Genomic DNA, 15,943 nt, shown 5'->3' with positions numbered 1-15,943 from the left:
ACTTTGGACTGCTCGAAGGCACGTCATTCCGGTTGACAGGAATGACGTGCCTTTTCACATTTGACGAATACCCCCTGGGGGTACTTGAGCTAATACCCCCAGAGGGTATACATTGGCACCATGAGCACGGTAGACCTGAACCACGGGAGCCCGGACCTGCCGACCATTGAGGTCGAGTTGGAGACGGCCACCCCGCACGGCTATACCAGCAACAAAGACGCATACCTCCGCCGCCTGAAACGGATCGAAGGCCAAGTCCGCGGCATTGCCCGGATGGTGGAGGAAGACAAATACTGCATCGACATCCTCACGCAGGTGGCTGCGGCCACCAAGGCGCTGCACGCCGTAAGCCTGGGCCTCGTTGAGGAACACATCGGCCACTGCGTCGTCGGTGCCGCCTCCGAGCCTGATCCGGATGCGCGCGCCGAACAGATCGACGCCAAGGTGAAGGAGGCCACCGATGCCATCGGGCGCCTGCTGCGGTAATCCCTCAAGCACACACCATGCAATTCAACTCACCACCAAGGAGCGCATCATGAGCCAGACCATCACCACCAACGTCAACGTTTCCGGAATGACCTGTGGGCACTGCATCTCCAGCGTGAGCGAAGAACTTGAAGCCCTCAGCGGCGTCGAAGAGGTCTCAGTGGACCTCAACCCCGGGGGCCTGTCCACGGTGACCATCACCTCCACCAGCGAGCTTTCGCCGTCGGAAATCGGCGAGGCCGTCGCAGAAGCAGGCTACGTGGTGGTAGCCAACCAAGCCTAGGAGTTCCTTTGACCAACCAGGAGATCTTCAACCAGCCCGAAACCCGGGTGGTTGAGCTGGACATCGAGGGCATGACCTGCGCCTCATGTGTCCAACGCGTAGAACGGAAGCTCGGCAAGCTTGAAGGCGTCGAGGCAACCGTCAACCTTCCCCTGGAATCAGCCCATGTCACCGTCCCGTCGACCGTCTCGGATCAACAACTCGTAGACACGGTCAACGCCACGGGCTACAAGGCCACAGTCCGCCAAACCCCCACACATACCCATCATGGCGATGACAGCGTAGCTGGCGGCGTGCAGCAGCATGCGTCCAAGCGAGGCACCAGCGAACATGCAGAGCATGTCTCCCACGGCTCCGACTCCGGCACACACGAAAACCACATGGACCATGGTCCCGCCGCCTCAACCCTGCGTCCACGATTGATCCTGGCAGCCATCCTCACGGTCCCCGTTTTCGCCATCTCGATGATTCCCGCCCTCCAGTTCCCCAACTGGGGCTGGGTTGCTGCCGCGCTGGCACTACCCGTCGTGACCTGGGCTGCGTGGCCTTTCCACCGTGCCGCGGCCATCAACTCATGCCACTTTGCGTCCACCATGGACACCCTGGTCTCCATCGGCGTGATCGCTGCCTACGTGTACTCCGCCTGGCAGTTGTTCGCTGACCCACGCATGACGGAGCACCCGGGCATGGAGGGCATGTCCGGCGGTCTCTACTTCGAAGTCGCCGCTGTGGTCACCACGTTCCTTCTTCTCGGCCGCTATCTCGAGGCGAACGCCAAGGCCAAGGCCGGCAACGCCCTTAAGGCTCTGCTGAATCTCGGCGCCAAGGATGCCACGATCCTCATCGATGGGCGGGAACAGAAGATACCGGCAGAGCAACTTCTCGTTGACGACGTCTTCGTGGTCCGCCCGGGCGAGAAGATCGCTACCGACGGCGTGGTCAAGGACGGCGCATCCGCCGTCGACGCTTCGCTCGTCACCGGGGAGTCGGTTCCTGTCGAGGTCGGGCCGGGAAGCCTGGTGACGGGTGCAACGATCAACACCTCAGGCCGCTTGCTGGTCCGGGCCACCAGGGTGGGTGCTGACACCACACTCGCCCAGATGGGCCGCCTTGTCAGCCAGGCTCAGACCGGCAAAGCACCTATCGCCCGCTTGGCGGACCGGATCAGTGCCGTCTTCGTACCGATCGTCCTGTTGATCGCCTTCATTACCTTCGTGCTGTGGCTGTTCTTTTCCGGCGATCTCAACGCATCCTTCACGGCAGCCGTGGCGGTCCTGGTAATCGCCTGCCCCTGCGCCCTCGGCTTGGCAACGCCGGTGGGACTCCTCACTGGCACCGGCCGCGGAGCGCAGTTGGGCATCCTCATCAAGGGTCCGCAGGTCCTGGAGGACACCCGCCACGTGGATACGATCCTTCTGGACAAGACCGGAACGGTCACCAGCGGCAAATTGGCCGTCGATCACACGGTCCCACTCAACGGGCACACAGCCGCAGATGTCCTCACGCTGGCCGGTGCCGTTGAGGCCGCATCGGAGCACCCCATCGCGCATGCCATTGCGGCAGCGGCCAAGGACTCAATGCCCGACGCCGGCACCTTGCCACCCGTGGCGGACTTCAGGTCAGCGCCGGGCGGCGGGGTAACAGGTTCCGTGGCGCTCGACGGCACCACCAGGACCGTAGTGGTTGGTCGTTCAGCTTGGCTCGAAGAGAACGGAGTCGCGCTCGATGCCTCGCACCGGGCCGCACTGGAGGAAGAGGAAAACAGTGGCGCAACGGCCATCTGGGTAGCCGTGGACGGTCAACCCGCCGGGATCGTCAGCCTGAGCGACACCATCAAGCCCGGATCAGCCGCGGCAATCACCCGACTGAAAGAACTGGGCATCCGTCCCCTGCTCCTGACTGGCGACAATGCCGCCGTCGCCGCGCAGGTTGCTGCCGCCGTCGGAATTTCGGCGGAAGACGTCTTCGCCGGCGTCTTGCCGGAGGGCAAAGTCGAGGCTGTACGGAAACTGCAGGGGAAGGGCGCTACGGTGGCCATGGCCGGAGACGGCGTGAATGACGCCGCAGCCTTGGCGCAGTCAGACCTTGGAATCGCCATGGGTTCAGGCACGGACGTCGCGATCGAAGCCTCCGACCTCACCGTCATGGGCAGCGACTTGAACCAACTGGTGCAGGCCATCGAACTGTCCCGTAAGACGCTGTCCACCATCAAGACCAACCTGTTTTGGGCGTTTTTCTACAACGCGATCGGGATCCCTGTCGCAGCCCTGGGCCTGCTCAACCCAATGATCGCGGGCGCAGCGATGGCGGCGAGCTCGGTGCTGGTCGTCGCCAACTCGCTGAGGCTCCGCTCCTTCGGAACGTAAACCCAACTAAGTAGCAGCAGATGCCGTTATGAACCTTCAGAACGGCATCTGCTGCTACCTACTTTTGCGCAAAGACCCGAGCTACGCCGTCCCGAACCGGACAGCGGCCCGGGCCTTCGCCTTGGCAGCTTCCTCATCACGGTTCTTCGCGGGAGCATGGCTCACCAACGAATCCAGCAAATGCTGCGTGATGTGGGCGATCTCGTGAACCGCTTCGGCGAAGGCTTCCTCGTTTGCCTTGGACGGCTTGGTGGCTCCACTGATCTTGCGCACGTACTGCAGCGCGGCAGCCTCCACTTCAGCAGAGGTGGCACGGGGTTCGAAGTTATGCAGGGTCCTGATGTTGCGGCACATAAACCCATGCTAACTATGGGCAGTCCTGCATGGGGAGGGGTGCCCATCGACGGTCTTTGGAATCCCGGGATAGGTTTTAGTCATGGATCTTCCGGATGAGCCGGAGGCCGCTGGGGATGCCGAAGAGCTCGGGTCCGAAAAATGAAGGAGATATCTCATGGCTATTTGGGGTGCAGACGTTGATCAGCTTCGCCAGCTCGGTAACAAGCTGAAGGCCGGTGCCGAGACCATCGAGCAGCAGCGCTCTCAGCTGAAGGGTGCCCTGGACGGCACCGACTGGAAGGGCCCGGACGCTGACAAGTTCCGCAGCGAGTGGGACAGCCAGCACGCTTCCAGCCTCAAGAAGGTTGCTGACGCTCTTCGCGACGCCGGTTCCCGCGCGACGAAGAACGCTGAGCAGCAGCAGCAGGCTTCCAACTAAGACAGTTGGGAATGGCCCGGACGCTACGGCGTCCGGGCCATTCGCCTTCTAAGTGCCCCTTGTGAGGCCCGCTCCGCGTTCCATTCGCGCGAAATAACGCGCAGAGCGGGCCTCGCAACGCGTTAGTAGCGCGGTGATTCGGCAACTGTCGTCTGGGCAACCGGCGCTTCGGCGGCCGACGTCTGGGCAACCGGCCCCGAAGGGACGGGTTCGACGTCGTTCGCGTGGTCCAAAACCCGACCCGCACCGGCATCCGCACCGCGACGATCGCCGCGCAACTCATCCACGCGGACCAGGACCACGCCGCCGACAATCAGCACGCCGCCCATCAACTGGATCGGTCCGGGCAGTTCGCCGAGCAGGAGCCAAGCCCACAAGACCGCAAACAACACCTCGGTCAGCGAAACAAACGAGGCCACCTTGGATCCGAGGCTTCGCGCAGCCATGATCCCCGAAACGTATGCGAGCACGGTCGCAAGAATAATCAGCCCCGCAGCGGAGACCCACCACGGCGTGGTCCATGGACCCAGCGACGTGTTTGCCGTGCTGAACGTCATCGGCAGCAGACCCACAAGACCCACCAGCCACATCACCACTGCGCCCACCACCAGACCGCCCGAAGCCAGGACCAGCGGAGGCAGGGTCTCGTTTTCCTTGGCCGTGATGAAGAAGTAGATCACCAGGCAGACAGCTGCGGCCATACCCCACAGCACGCCGATGAAGTCCACTTTGACGGAGCCGGTAAGGTCCAGCACCAGCACCAGTCCGCCCAGCGACAGCAAGGCCCCAATGGACGTGAGCGCCCGGGGCCGGCGGCGGCTTGAGATCCACAGCCACAGGACGATCATCACGGGAGCCAGGTACTCCAGCAGAAGCGCAACGCCCACGGACAGACGTGCCACCGCGTTGAAGTAGAAAAGTTGGCAGCCGGCCACTCCGATGAGGCCGAACAGCAGAATGGTCAGCCAGTTGTCTTTAAGTTGGTGCCAGCGGCCGCGAAGAACCACGACGGCGGGAATCGCCAAAATGAGCGCAGCACCGGAGAGCCGCACGGCAACCGCAGCGCCTGGTGACCAGCCAGTTTCCAGCATCGACTTCGCGAAAGAGCCTGATGTGCCGAAAACCGCGGAGGACAGTACGGCGATGCCGAGTCCCGATGCCAGGAATCCTTTTGCATCAGCCATCGTCTTTGTTGCTGACACAGCAGCCTCCTGTCAGGAGTAAAGTGGGCTTATGGTCATGACAGTACTCCCGAAAGATGTAAGGAGTCAAAGTGCTTTTTGCGCCTGACACCGAGGTTGCGCTACGCAGCGTCGTCAATCTGATCAATACCGCCGCCAACGGCGATGAATCGTTGGCGGCCTTGGAAGATCTCGATGCCTTCCTCAAAACCGAGGGCTTCTCCGGATCACGGACCAAAACCGCCGCAGAACTACGCAGCGTCAGGCGCCTCCGCAGCGAACTGGCTGCGCTCTGGACAGCCGATGAGGACACCGCGGCGAAGTCCGTCAACAAGCTCTTGTCCGACGCCAAAGCCCTGCCCCAGCTGGTCAAGCACGACCAGTGGGATTGGCATCTGCACGCCACCACGCAGGAGGCCCCCTTGGCAGACCGCATGGGCACCGAAGCCGCGATGGCCGTCATCGATGTGATCCGCAGCAAGGAAATGGACCGCATGCGCGTATGCGCCGCAGAAGACTGCGATGCGGTGGTCCTGGACCTCAGCCGCAACCGCTCCAAGCTCTACTGCGACACCGGCAACTGCGCCAACCGGGCCCACGTCGCGGCGTACCGGGCAAGGAAAGCCGCGGAGGGCGATTAAACAAAAGCGCTCCCCCACCCAAAGTGGAGAAGCGCTGGGAGTCAGTGTCCGCCGTCGTGCGTTTCAGGCCCGTCCGGCGAGTCCGGCGACGCGTGACCGCCGTGCGGCCGCTTGGAGCTGAGGTTGACGCCGGATCCCTTGCCCAGGTGTTCGGCGTTTTCCTTGTAGCTCATGGAAAGCATGGCCGCCACCACGAGGCTCACGATGAACGCGATGCCCGCGCCCGTGAAAGCCAGGTCGAAGCGGGGCGAGTGCGCGCTGCCGCCGGATGCGAAGATCAGCACGGCAAAGAACGCGAGGACGGCGAAGAACGCGGAGAAAACGAGCGGTCCCTTGACCGAGGTCCGCATCTTGCGCGGTTCTCCTGGTGTCTGGTCTGCCACGGTCATTCCTCCAATGATGGCGGGCCTGTTCGGCTCCCCGCCGGTTTCAAAAGTTCTACAACGAGTAGAACGTCCAACTACTAGTTTACGGCCTCAGGCGAAGCACCGGGCACAGAGGCCGGCGAAGCAGTCCGGGCCTCGTGACGCAACGTCAGGCCGGACAAGATCCACAGCACCCCGGTGATGATGGCACCGCCGCCGGCAACACCCAGCAGTGCATGCGCGCCAAGGGGAATGAAGAATGGCAGCGCGATGGCCGTACCCACCGAGATGACACCGGAAATGAGCCAGTCCCGGGCGAGCCCGTCGCGCTTAAGGACGCCCCGGGTCACTTCGGAAGCGCCCAGGACAAGCAACGCCACAACAGCCGAGAGCGCCACTCCGGCATCCGACTGGGTCACCAGCGCCACTATGCCGCCCAAGCCAACAACTGCCGGAACGAACACCGGCAAAGCGCGCCACATCCAGATTGAGGCAGCTGTTGCCAGGAGGTAGAGGCCCACCGCCCAGGCAAGCACCTCAACCGAAGGGCTGCTCCAGAACGCCGTGACCACCCCAAACACCAGCGCCACCGCAGCGCGGATCAGCACGGGTTTCCAGAGATCGGCCACGGAGGCGGAAGGAGTCTGGGCGGATTCAGCTGGGAGAGTCACGCATACAGTTTAGTGCGAACCCAGTACCATCCACCGATCGGTCCGCGCCCGCAGCCCCAGGGTCACCCCGCGCGCCAACATGTAGCCCAACGCAAACGCGAGCCACAACCACACCAGCCCCGCCGCGCCGTCGGGCTTTGTCAGGTGGACCGCCGCCAGCAGCGGAAGGTAGACGGCAAGATTCACGACGCCGGCAATCGCCAGGTAGCGCGCGTCACCGGCGCCGATGAGGACGCCGTCGAGGACAAAGACGTAGCCGGCCAGCGGCTGTCCGACGGCCAGTACCCAGAGGGCAACGGTCAGCGCGGCATGAACGCCGGAGTCGGAGGTGAAGATATAGCCGGCCCACGGAGCCGCGACAGCCAGCAGGACACCCGTGACGACCCCGAATCCGAGACCCCAACGGGCCATGGTCCGGGTCAGTTCGCGTGCCCGCTGGGCATTCCTGGCCCCGAGTTCCTTGCCAATCAAGGCCTGCGCAGCAATCGCGAGGGCGTCCAACGCGAAAGCCAGGAAGGAGAAGATGGTCATGGCCAATTGATGTGCCGCGAGGTTGACGGCTCCCTGCGCGGTGACCACCACGACCGTTGCCAGGATGGCCAGGCGGAGGCTGAGCGTGCGGAGCATGAGCCACGAACCAACCTTGGTCATGGCCCGAATTCCGTGCCAGTCCGGTCTGAGGGATACCCCGTGGTTCCGCGCGTTGCGGCCCACCATCACCAAATACACGGCGGCCATGGCCCATTGGGCGATGCTGGTGCCGATCGCCGAACCGGCCACGGACAGATGCAGGCCGTAGACCAGGAACCAGTTGAGGGCAATGTTCAGGGCAAATCCGGCGGTGGCCACGAGCAAGGGGGTTCGGGTGTCCTGCAGCCCCCTGAGTACTCCGGTGCCGGCGAAAACCAGGAGCATCGCGGCCAACCCGGGCATGGACCAGCGGAGGTAATCCACCGCGAAGCCCTGCACGTCACCGCTTGCGCCCATGAAAGCAACCAGGGGCTCGGCAAAGATGAACCCCACGATTGCGAGGGCCACACCCAGCAGCAAAGCCAGCCATACGCCGTCGCGCCCGGCCGCCAAAGCCTTGCCCAGCCTGCCGTCACCGATCGCGCGGGCGACTGCCGGCGTCGTCGAATATGCCAGGAAGACCATCAACCCAACCGCGGTGTGCAGCACGGTGGAGGCCAGCCCCACGCCGGCGAGCTGGTCTACGCCGAGGTGCCCGACGATTGCCGAGTCGGCCAGCAGGAACAGCGGCTCGGCAATGAGCGCACCGAAGGCGGGGACAGCGAGCCGCAGGATCTCGCGGGCGTTGGAACGGGTGGGGGCGGTTGTGGTTTCAGGCACTAAACAAGGGTAGTCCGCCCGCGGAAGGGTATGTTTGGGCCGTGTCACACGAGCAACCCATCACCGTTTCCGTTGCCCGCACCATCCTCCCCGGATACACGCGCCAGGCCAACGCGTGGGCGCACGCCGGCCAGGAACTGGCCCGTGAATGGCCGGGCTACCTGGGCTCGGGGTGGATCCGCAACGGGGCCGATTCCAACGAGTGGCACATGCTCTACCGCTTCGCCGACGCTACGTCACTGCAAGGCTGGGAGAAGTCCGAGGAGCGCCGATGGTGGATCGACAGCGCCAGGGACATGATGGAGACCACCCGCGTGGAGCGGCACACGGGAATTGAGGGCTGGTTTTCGCAGCCGGGCGACGTGTCCCTGGTGGTTCCGGAGATGGTGGTGCCGCCGCGCTGGAAGCAGGCCGTCAGCATCTTCCTGCCCTTCTTCCCGCTCAGCCTGCTGGCCAATTTCCTGCTCCACCCGCTGACGCAGGAGTGGCCGCTGGTGGTTCAGGTGCTGCTCAACATCGTGATCCTCACGCCGTTGATGACCTACGTTTTCCTGCCGGTCACCACGCGGCTGCTGCAGCCGTGGTTGCAAAAGCCGCGTGGGAAGCGTCACTAAACTACTTAAATAGTTGACTCTTCAACTTATCTTCGGAAGGGTTGAAGCATGAACAAGTCCACCTTGACCACCACAGCCCTGACCATCCTGCGCGTTGTTGCAGGATTTCTCTTCGCCGCGCACGGTTGGCAGAAGTTCAACGAATTCACCATCGCCGGCACGCAGGCATCGTTTGCGCAGATGGGAGTGCCCGGTGCTTCTATAGTCGCGCCGGTTGTCGCAACCCTCGAACTCGTGGGTGGCATCGCCTTGATCCTGGGCCTGCTGACCCGCGTATTCGGCGCCCTCCTGGCCATCAACATGCTCGGCGCGCTCTTCCTGGTCCATGCGCCGGCAGGCGTCTTTGTGGGCAACGGCGGATACGAGCTCGTCCTGCTGTTCGCCGGAGCAGCACTGGCCCTGGCTTTGGCCGGCGCAGGCAAGATCTCGGCCGACAACGCCCTCTTCGCCCGCCAAGGATCCAAGCTCCGCGTCCTGGCATAAGCCCCACCCACCCCCGACGCTCTCTCACCAAACGCCCCCTTCAGCCCGATGCTCTCTCACTTCCCTGACGAAAGTGAGAGAGCATCGGCGTCAAAGAGGCGTTTGGTGAGAGAGGATCGGCAGCAAGGGGGCGGTACGTGAGAGAGCGTCGTTAGCCTTCGACGCCGGTGAGCTCGTTCGGTATGTGCTCGAGCTGCGCGGACTTCCGCACCTCACCCGACTCCAGGTCCACCGCATGAATGGTGCGGGTGGCAGGTTCGGTGACGAACGCCGTCGAGCCTTGCACGAACAGCGTAGGCCGCGGGTCCTGCCACACCTCCGACTCTTTCCACGCGGCCACTACGGGAATGTTCTTTTCCACGGCACCGGTCAGCGGGTTGATGACGCGAAGACCACCGTCGGTGCCTAGCACCAGGGCTTCGCCGGAAGGTCCGCGCCCCAGCGAGCGGAACGAGTAGCTGGTTCCCAGGTCCACGAGCTGCAGCTTGGCAGTTTCGGTGTTCACCAACGAGATCCGCGTGGGACGCTCCAGCTTGGCCGCCTTGTCCACCTTGTAGTCACCCAGTATCACGGGCGATTCCTCCGAGCCCGCCTGGTTTCCCATGCGGCCGTACGCATCGGGACTGGCAACCTTCGTGATGGCACCATCCTTGTAAATCAACATTCCATTCGTGCAACCGACCACCACGGCCTCGCCGGCAGCGACGGCTTCCCCATGAACGCCCGGGCATTCTTCGTTCCGCAACACTTCCTTGCGCTCCTTCCCGGCGGAGAGGATTGCAATGCCGGTGCGACTCTCTTCATTTCCAAGCGTCACCAGCAGCTTGCCGTCTTCAAGTTCGACGGCCACACCATGATGCGCTTCGGGCGTGGTGTAAACCTCGGTTGCGGGGAGGGCCGTCGCCTTAGCGAGATCGGCCGACGTAAAACTATCGACTTTTCCGGAGCCATCGCTGAACAGCACGGTCTTGCCCGCGTGCCGGACCACGTGCCCGGCCTTGTTGGCATCAAAGGCCAGCCCGGTCAGAGCGGGATTGGAAACGTAGTGATGGCTGTGGTCGCCGTGCGGTTCCGACCAGGATCCGGGATCGAACACCTTGAAGGCATCGCCCGTGGAAACGAGGACGTGACGACCGTCCCCGGCGGGATTCAGTCGGTTGAATCCCTCGAGCGGCACATCGCCGCCCACCACGTCCAGTGACTTGGCGTCCAGCACCGCCATGCCGCCGTCGTACGTGTAAACAAGGCGAGGCGTGGGTGCACTGGCCTCCTTTGCTGCGGCGGCGCTGGACGACGGCGCCGATGCGGCCTGGTTGCCGGGTGCAGCGCAGGCAGTCAGCAGCATGGCGGTAAGCCCGACGGCGGCAAGCGCCTTGGCGGGGACGCGAGGGCTATGTGGGGGCATGGGGAAGGAGGGCGCGTTTCGTGACATGGCTTAAATGATATTGATTCTCATTTAGAGAGCAAATCAGGTCCACAGGTCGATTCATGGCCTTCGGTGCATATATCCCTGCGTCCGGCCCATGCGACAGCAAACCGGCGACTTACTCACGTAACAGAAACATGGCGCCCGTAAACTGCCAGCATGAGCGATTCCCCCGCGAATTCCGTGACCCTCCGCTTCCTTGCAGCCCCCATGGACGTGGGCCACAGCGGCTCCGTCGACGCCGGCACCGTCCTGGAATGGGTGGACAAAGCCGCCTACGCGGCGGCCGTTGGTTGGGCAAAGTCCTACTGCGTCACGGCCTACGTGGGAAACATCCATTTCGCGGATCCCGTGAACAGCGGAGACATGGTGGAGGTCACGTCCACCATCGTCTACACCGGCCGTTCGTCGATGCACATCCATACCGTCGTTAGCTCGCGCGATCCCAAGGGCGGGCCGGAAAACATGCACAGCCAGTGCATGGTGATCTTCGTGGCCGTCGGGCCGGACGGCAAGCCCATCCCGGTCCCCCAGTTCGAGCCCGCCACCCCGGCCGAGATCGAAGCCCGGGAACATGCTCTCGCGCGCATAGAAGTGCGCGAACAGATCGTCAACGCCATGAACGCTCAGGAATATACCGACGCCGGCACCGCCGAGCGCGTGACGCTGCGGTTCATGGCGTCCCCCACGGACGTCAACTGGGGTGGCAAAGTCCATGGCGGCATCGTCATGAAGTGGATCGACGAGGCTGCCTACGTCTGCGCCTCACGGTACTGCGGCAAGGACACCGTCGCGGTTTTCTCCGGCGGCGTACGCTTCTACCGGCCGTTGTTGATCGGTCACGTGGTGGAGGTGGAAGCCCGCCTCGTCTACACCGGAGCCAAAGGCATGCACATCGCCGTCCACGTCCGCTCTGGTGACCCGAAGACCCGTGAGATGAACCTGACAACCTACTGCCTCACGGTGATGGTTGCACGCGACGACTCAGGAACCGCTGTTCCGATCCCTGAGTGGGTACCGGTTTCCGATGAAGACAAGCAGCTTCATTCCCACGCCCGCGAACTCCTGGAGATCCGGGGACGCGCACCTGGAAACCGCCTGCCGGACCACCTCTTGAAGGCCGCCGGAAACTGATCCACTTCGGCTCTGCCGAGAATCTTCCACAATCAGCAACACGATCAACCAATGCGTCCCACTGAGACTATGCAGGAAAGCAGCAGCATGCAGTTGGGAAGCAAGCATTGCACAACGACAAAGTTGATCTCGTTCTGGGATATGTGGCCAAGGGCTTGGGCGTCAGAATCGTGGGCGCCCCGGGGAGCGGTAAGACCAGTCTCGTAAGGTCCCTCGTGGCCCGGCTCGAAGAAGACGGCGTTGAGGTCTTCTCCATGTTCGGCACTCCCGCGCTGGCTTCCGTACCTTTCGCAGGTGTTTTGTCCTTGGGCTTGGACCTGCGCTCCCGAACCATCGGAGTCTTGGGCGTCGCTGACTTTCTTTCGGCCCAATTGGCACGTACGGAAGCCCACGTGATGGTGATTGACGACCTGGAGAACCTCGACCGGGAGTCACTGGCGGTGGTGAACATCCTTCGGACGCGTGCCAACGTGCCCCTGGTCATCACCGTGGATGACCATCCATTCCAGCCCAAAACACCCGCCGCTACTCTGGCAAGCCTTCCAGAAGCCTCAGTCTCACTGGCTCCACTGGGATATGCACAGATCAACAAGCTCATAGTGAAGGCTCTTGGAGCGCCGGCCGATGTGGATGTCGCGGCACAAATTCTGACCAAATCCGGCGGTAACTTGCGGCTGGCCGTCCGAATTATCGAAAGCTCCGTCCTCAGCGAAGGCTTGTTTCTCAACGACGGCCGCTGGTGCATGAGCGGTGCCGGGTTGATGAACGAACATCTGTACGGCACGATCGAAGCCCTGCTGCAGGGTTTGCAGGCGGACGGGATCCGGGCACTCCACAAGATTTCGCTGCGCGGACCAACGCCCGTCAGCCAACTGGTTGAGACGGTCGGGGAAGACGTGCTGGACAATCTGGAAGTTGGCGGGTGGATCTCAGTACTGACCGGCTCAGACGGCTCCACCTTGGCCACTGTCTTCCCGCCGATCCTGGACGACTACCTCAGAGTCCGCTCGATTGAGTCCCGGAGGATCCTCCAAAGCACAACGACCGGAACCGTCCGCCCGGTCACACGCCCACTGACTGAGGCAATGAACAACCCCCTGTCCGCGGCCGTCTCCGCCCTGCACGAGGAAATGAACAGCAGCCAGGCCGCCACAACGCGCTTTTTCCAGCAGCGCTTGGAGGCCCTGGAGCAAGACCATCGCCTTGCCTGGGAGCGTCATCGCAGCCTGGCCAACGCAGTGCGGCTCCTCGCCATCTATTGGGGAGCACCGGTGGATCCCGAGCGCATCCAGCGGGTCTTCAGCCGGACCGACACGGTAGACGGCACCCCTGGCGAGCTCCTGTTCTTCACAATGACCCACGCTTGGTGGACTTACACGGCGAAGGGTGACTTTAAGGGAGCCGTGGCAATAGTCCGGACGCTGGCGTCACAGGAACCCCATCTGCGCCCGGCAGCCGAAGCGTTCACTGACTTTCTCAAGTCGTCCTGCGGCAAGGAAAGCACGGTGACCGCCCCAGCTCCGGAACCGGGATCGCAAGGGGGCGCCTTTGCCATCATCAAAGGAATCCTGGAGTTGTACCGGCTCAATCCTGGCGGAGCTCTGACCGGTCTCGCTGCTGTTGAAATCCCGGAGGAACTCCAGCGCTTTGGATCCTTCGTCCGCGGAATGGCCCTGTTCGCGGGCGGGCGTGCCGAGGAATCCTTGGTCCTGGCCTTGGAGTTGCGGCAGAAGGCCCTGCAGGACATCGACCAGTTTGCTTTGGTCGGCCAAAGCTATATCGCGGCGCTGTCCTTGCTTCACCGCGGCCTCTTCGATGAGGCCGAGTACGTCATGGGGCGGGCCTTCTCCTTGGGCACGCCAGGACCTCTGGTTGGCGCCTTGCACGGCGCCATGCTGCGTTTGTGCTCCTTGCGCGGATTTGATGCCGGAAGCCCCTCTGGAAACCATTCAAAAGCACTCGACGTCGGCCCCCTCCCCGGAACAGGCACTGGCCTGCAGGACCTGGCCTCAAGCCGGCCCGCCAGCGCAAAGTCCTTCGACCAGCGGGCCAGCCGTCTCGTGTCAAAATCCCTGGGCCGCGGCTTCGTCCTCGAAGCCATGCACACTGCCGTTTTTGCCCTTGGCCTCCTACCCGGGCCACGAGTCAGGAACCTGCTCCAGAGCGTCCTCGCAGACCGCGGCATCGCCGCCCATGACCAGTTCCTGGCCATCGCCGATGCTGCGATCCAAGGCGAACTGGCGAGGCTCAAACATCTGCTGGACACCTACGTGCCGGACGGGGACAGCTACCAAATCTCCATGCTTCTGCGCGGATCGGAGCAGCGGTGGCAGCTGAGCGGGGAACCCTGCCTGGCGAGCGAAATCGCCCGGGCGGCGAAGGATTTCAGGACGCGGTGCCGGCCGACCGGGACCCTCATCAACTTCAAGTCCGAACCGCCGGGTTCTTCCCTCACATTGCGGGAGATCGAGGTGGCGCTGCTCGCGGGCCAGCAAAGCAACCAGGAAATCGCCGAGCACTTCGGGATCAGCGTCCGCACCGTGGAAAGCCACATCTCCAACGCTTTACGGAAGACGGACACCACAACACGGAAGCAGCTCGCAGACCTGATCCAGGGAGCGCCAAAAGCGGTCCTTGCGGGTGCTTTCGGAGGTTATCCATATCAAGACACAATCCGGCTCGACGCCGTACTGGAAGGTTAGGACCCAGCCATGACAAACCCCGTTGAATCCCACTGGGCCAATTTCCGCTTGCACAAGCGGCGCGCGGCCGGAGAACGGACGCACCTTCGGGTCATCAGCCACAACCGTCAATTCACTTCGCTTGTCCATTGGGCCACGGCCTCGCTGCAGTTCCGCATGTCGGGAAGTGTCGCCGTGGCGGACGGCGCGATGCCGGAGCTGGAAGAGAGTGTCAGCGACCTTGTTCGGGCCGGCAAACGGGTGCTGGTCTACGGCGGCGTCCTGCACAGTTCCCGGGTCTTGGGGCTCATGGACCTGGGCGTGCGCGGATATGTACCGGAAACCGCCAGCATTCAGGTGCTTTTGAGCGCGGTCAAAAGCATTTCCGACGACGGCACGCACCTGCCGTTCGACCCCGGCTCCGCCCGTGAGTACTTTGCCTTGACGGCGGCCGAAGAAATCGCCGCGGACGCCTACCTTCTGGACGCCCCGGAGCTTCCCCGCAACGAGGTGGCTAAGCGGCTGGGCATCGCCGATGCGACGCTGCGGAACCACCTCGCATCGGTTCGGCGCAAGTTGGGGATTGGCCCGCAGACAAGCCGGGCAGCGGTGAGCCGGCGCTACCGGGCCACCCTGCGGTAACTGTCCAGCCTTCCTGCGGCAGCTTCATTTGCAGCCAGGCAACCACCACGGACTCAGTGCTGTTTCAACCGGTACTCAGTAGTGGCAGACCGTAGGGCGCCTACCACCGTCCGACGGCCTGCCACTGGTTGTCGGTGATGCTGTAGCCAATGTCTTGGAGGGCCTTCGCCAACTCTCCCCGTGTGGCACAACGCAGACCGGCCTCCGCAAGCTTTCTGCGCCCGCGTGCCAGGTGTCCGCGCACGGTGGTGGTCCGTAGTTCCAAAGCCTCGGCCAATGCCGATGCGGTCAGCGCCCGCCTGCGGGCGTAGAGCTCCAGCACTTGGATCTCCCTGTCCGTCAGTTCCCTGCCAACGCTCGGTTGCGGGACGAGGGCACGGGTGAGGCCAAGGAGCACGGATTCGATCCGGCGGGGGATCTCCGCTGCTGTGCTGTCCGGATCAAGGATGGCGACGGCGCCTTCCGCGGATAAGGCCGCCCGTTGGGGGGACGTGACCTGTCCCAGCACAATGCATTGGCGCCCTGCCGCGGCGAGGGATCGGACCTTGAGCGGCAGGGGAACCAGATCATCCGCATATGCGTCGAGGACTACCCAAGGGGCAGCCTCAAGGGGATCCTGCAGGAGGAGCGAGGACCAGGAAGTGTGGATCCCGCCCAACGCCACGGTTGTGGTCTGCCGCTTCCATTCCCATGCAACCGCGCTGGCCAGGATGGGATTCCTATGGACAAAGTCAACATCGGCGCGCTCCGCCGGCTCTTCCTCCGATCCGGGGGAATCCGGGCCGTTGGACGGATTTTCAGTAACTGCGAAAGGCGGGCGTTGAACTGGCACCCAGCTAAGTTAG

17 protein-coding genes are annotated in these 15,943 nt (G+C 63.3%); 10 read left to right on the top strand and 7 right to left on the bottom strand.

Annotated elements, in window-relative coordinates:
• The first annotated feature begins 120 nt into the window (after positions 1-120).
• Genes ACFVSJ_RS14905 through ACFVSJ_RS14895 form a run of 3 tightly spaced genes read left to right on the top strand, consistent with a single transcriptional unit; the run spans position 121 to position 3,135 of the window.
• Positions 121-486, top strand: coding sequence for a metal-sensitive transcriptional regulator (locus ACFVSJ_RS14905; protein WP_387437620.1), 366 nt, complete (start codon positions 121-123; stop codon positions 484-486).
• A 49-nt stretch (positions 487-535) separates the two neighbouring features.
• The gene (locus ACFVSJ_RS14900) at positions 536-769 is read left to right on the top strand and encodes a heavy-metal-associated domain-containing protein (RefSeq protein WP_387437619.1); all 234 of its coding nucleotides are present in this window, start codon (positions 536-538) and stop codon (positions 767-769) included.
• Positions 770-777: 8 nt separating this feature from the next.
• Entirely contained in the window at positions 778-3,135 is a 2,358-nt protein-coding gene (locus ACFVSJ_RS14895; protein WP_387437617.1) for a heavy metal translocating P-type ATPase, read from the top strand.
• Between the two features lie 81 nt (positions 3,136-3,216).
• On the opposite strand, the gene ACFVSJ_RS14890 is transcribed toward ACFVSJ_RS14895, so the two are convergent.
• Positions 3,217-3,489, bottom strand: coding sequence for a DUF2277 domain-containing protein (locus tag ACFVSJ_RS14890; RefSeq protein WP_387437616.1), 273 nt, complete (start codon positions 3,487-3,489; stop codon positions 3,217-3,219).
• 157 nt (positions 3,490-3,646) lie between these two features.
• Between ACFVSJ_RS14890 and ACFVSJ_RS14885 the strand changes: the two genes are divergently transcribed.
• Positions 3,647-3,910: a WXG100 family type VII secretion target gene (locus tag ACFVSJ_RS14885; RefSeq protein WP_387437615.1), complete on the top strand. Its 264-nt coding sequence runs from the start codon at positions 3,647-3,649 to the stop codon at positions 3,908-3,910.
• A 122-nt stretch (positions 3,911-4,032) separates the two neighbouring features.
• On the opposite strand, the gene ACFVSJ_RS14880 is transcribed toward ACFVSJ_RS14885, so the two are convergent.
• On the bottom strand, positions 4,033-5,112 hold the full coding sequence (locus ACFVSJ_RS14880) for a DMT family transporter (protein WP_387437614.1): 1,080 nt from the start codon (positions 5,110-5,112) through the stop codon (positions 4,033-4,035).
• Between the two features lie 71 nt (positions 5,113-5,183).
• On the opposite strand from ACFVSJ_RS14880, the gene ACFVSJ_RS14875 reads away from it, so the two are divergent.
• Entirely contained in the window at positions 5,184-5,732 is a 549-nt protein-coding gene (locus ACFVSJ_RS14875; protein WP_387437613.1) for a CGNR zinc finger domain-containing protein, read from the top strand.
• A 41-nt stretch (positions 5,733-5,773) separates the two neighbouring features.
• On the opposite strand, the gene ACFVSJ_RS14870 is transcribed toward ACFVSJ_RS14875, so the two are convergent.
• From ACFVSJ_RS14870 to ACFVSJ_RS14860, 3 genes are all read right to left on the bottom strand, one after another.
• Complete coding sequence (locus tag ACFVSJ_RS14870) at positions 5,774-6,121, bottom strand: hypothetical protein (RefSeq protein WP_387437612.1); 348 nt, start codon at positions 6,119-6,121, stop codon at positions 5,774-5,776.
• A gap of 74 nt (positions 6,122-6,195) precedes the next feature.
• Complete coding sequence (locus ACFVSJ_RS14865) at positions 6,196-6,768, bottom strand: hypothetical protein (RefSeq protein WP_387437611.1); 573 nt, start codon at positions 6,766-6,768, stop codon at positions 6,196-6,198.
• Positions 6,769-6,777: 9 nt separating this feature from the next.
• Positions 6,778-8,118 (bottom strand): MATE family efflux transporter, encoded by a 1,341-nt coding sequence (locus tag ACFVSJ_RS14860; protein ID WP_387437610.1) that lies wholly within the window; start codon positions 8,116-8,118, stop codon positions 6,778-6,780.
• Positions 8,119-8,159: 41 nt separating this feature from the next.
• Here ACFVSJ_RS14860 and ACFVSJ_RS14855 point away from each other — a divergent pair, with 41 nt between their 5' ends.
• The gene (locus tag ACFVSJ_RS14855; protein ID WP_387437609.1) at positions 8,160-8,732 is read left to right on the top strand and encodes an antibiotic biosynthesis monooxygenase; all 573 of its coding nucleotides are present in this window, start codon (positions 8,160-8,162) and stop codon (positions 8,730-8,732) included.
• Between the two features lie 48 nt (positions 8,733-8,780).
• Positions 8,781-9,215, top strand: coding sequence for a DoxX family protein (locus tag ACFVSJ_RS14850; RefSeq protein WP_387437608.1), 435 nt, complete (start codon positions 8,781-8,783; stop codon positions 9,213-9,215).
• Positions 9,216-9,366: 151 nt separating this feature from the next.
• Here the strand turns inward: ACFVSJ_RS14850 and aztD are convergent, their stop codons facing one another.
• The gene (gene aztD, locus ACFVSJ_RS14845; protein ID WP_387437607.1) at positions 9,367-10,647 is read right to left on the bottom strand and encodes a zinc metallochaperone AztD; all 1,281 of its coding nucleotides are present in this window, start codon (positions 10,645-10,647) and stop codon (positions 9,367-9,369) included.
• 153 nt (positions 10,648-10,800) lie between these two features.
• Here aztD and ACFVSJ_RS14840 point away from each other — a divergent pair, with 153 nt between their 5' ends.
• The 3 genes from ACFVSJ_RS14840 to ACFVSJ_RS14830 all read left to right on the top strand — a co-directional run bounded on the left by ACFVSJ_RS14840 (position 10,801) and on the right by ACFVSJ_RS14830 (position 15,098).
• The gene (locus tag ACFVSJ_RS14840) at positions 10,801-11,775 is read left to right on the top strand and encodes an acyl-CoA thioesterase (protein ID WP_387437606.1); all 975 of its coding nucleotides are present in this window, start codon (positions 10,801-10,803) and stop codon (positions 11,773-11,775) included.
• A gap of 107 nt (positions 11,776-11,882) precedes the next feature.
• Positions 11,883-14,477 carry a LuxR C-terminal-related transcriptional regulator gene (locus tag ACFVSJ_RS14835; protein WP_387437605.1) on the top strand — a complete coding sequence of 865 codons (2,595 nt, stop codon included), beginning with the start codon at positions 11,883-11,885 and terminating at the stop codon, positions 14,475-14,477.
• A gap of 9 nt (positions 14,478-14,486) precedes the next feature.
• Positions 14,487-15,098, top strand: a complete 612-nt coding sequence (locus tag ACFVSJ_RS14830; protein ID WP_387437603.1) for a helix-turn-helix transcriptional regulator — start codon at positions 14,487-14,489, stop codon at positions 15,096-15,098.
• Between the two features lie 100 nt (positions 15,099-15,198).
• Here the strand turns inward: ACFVSJ_RS14830 and ACFVSJ_RS14825 are convergent, their stop codons facing one another.
• Positions 15,199-15,930: a hypothetical protein gene (locus tag ACFVSJ_RS14825; protein WP_387437602.1), complete on the bottom strand. Its 732-nt coding sequence runs from the start codon at positions 15,928-15,930 to the stop codon at positions 15,199-15,201.
• Positions 15,931-15,943: the final 13 nt, after the last annotated feature.

Origin of the sequence: Paenarthrobacter sp. NPDC058040, assembly GCF_042885775.1 — a bacterium.
Lineage (GTDB): Bacteria > Actinomycetota > Actinomycetes > Actinomycetales > Micrococcaceae > Arthrobacter.
This window is presented reverse-complemented; position numbering and strand designations above follow the sequence as displayed.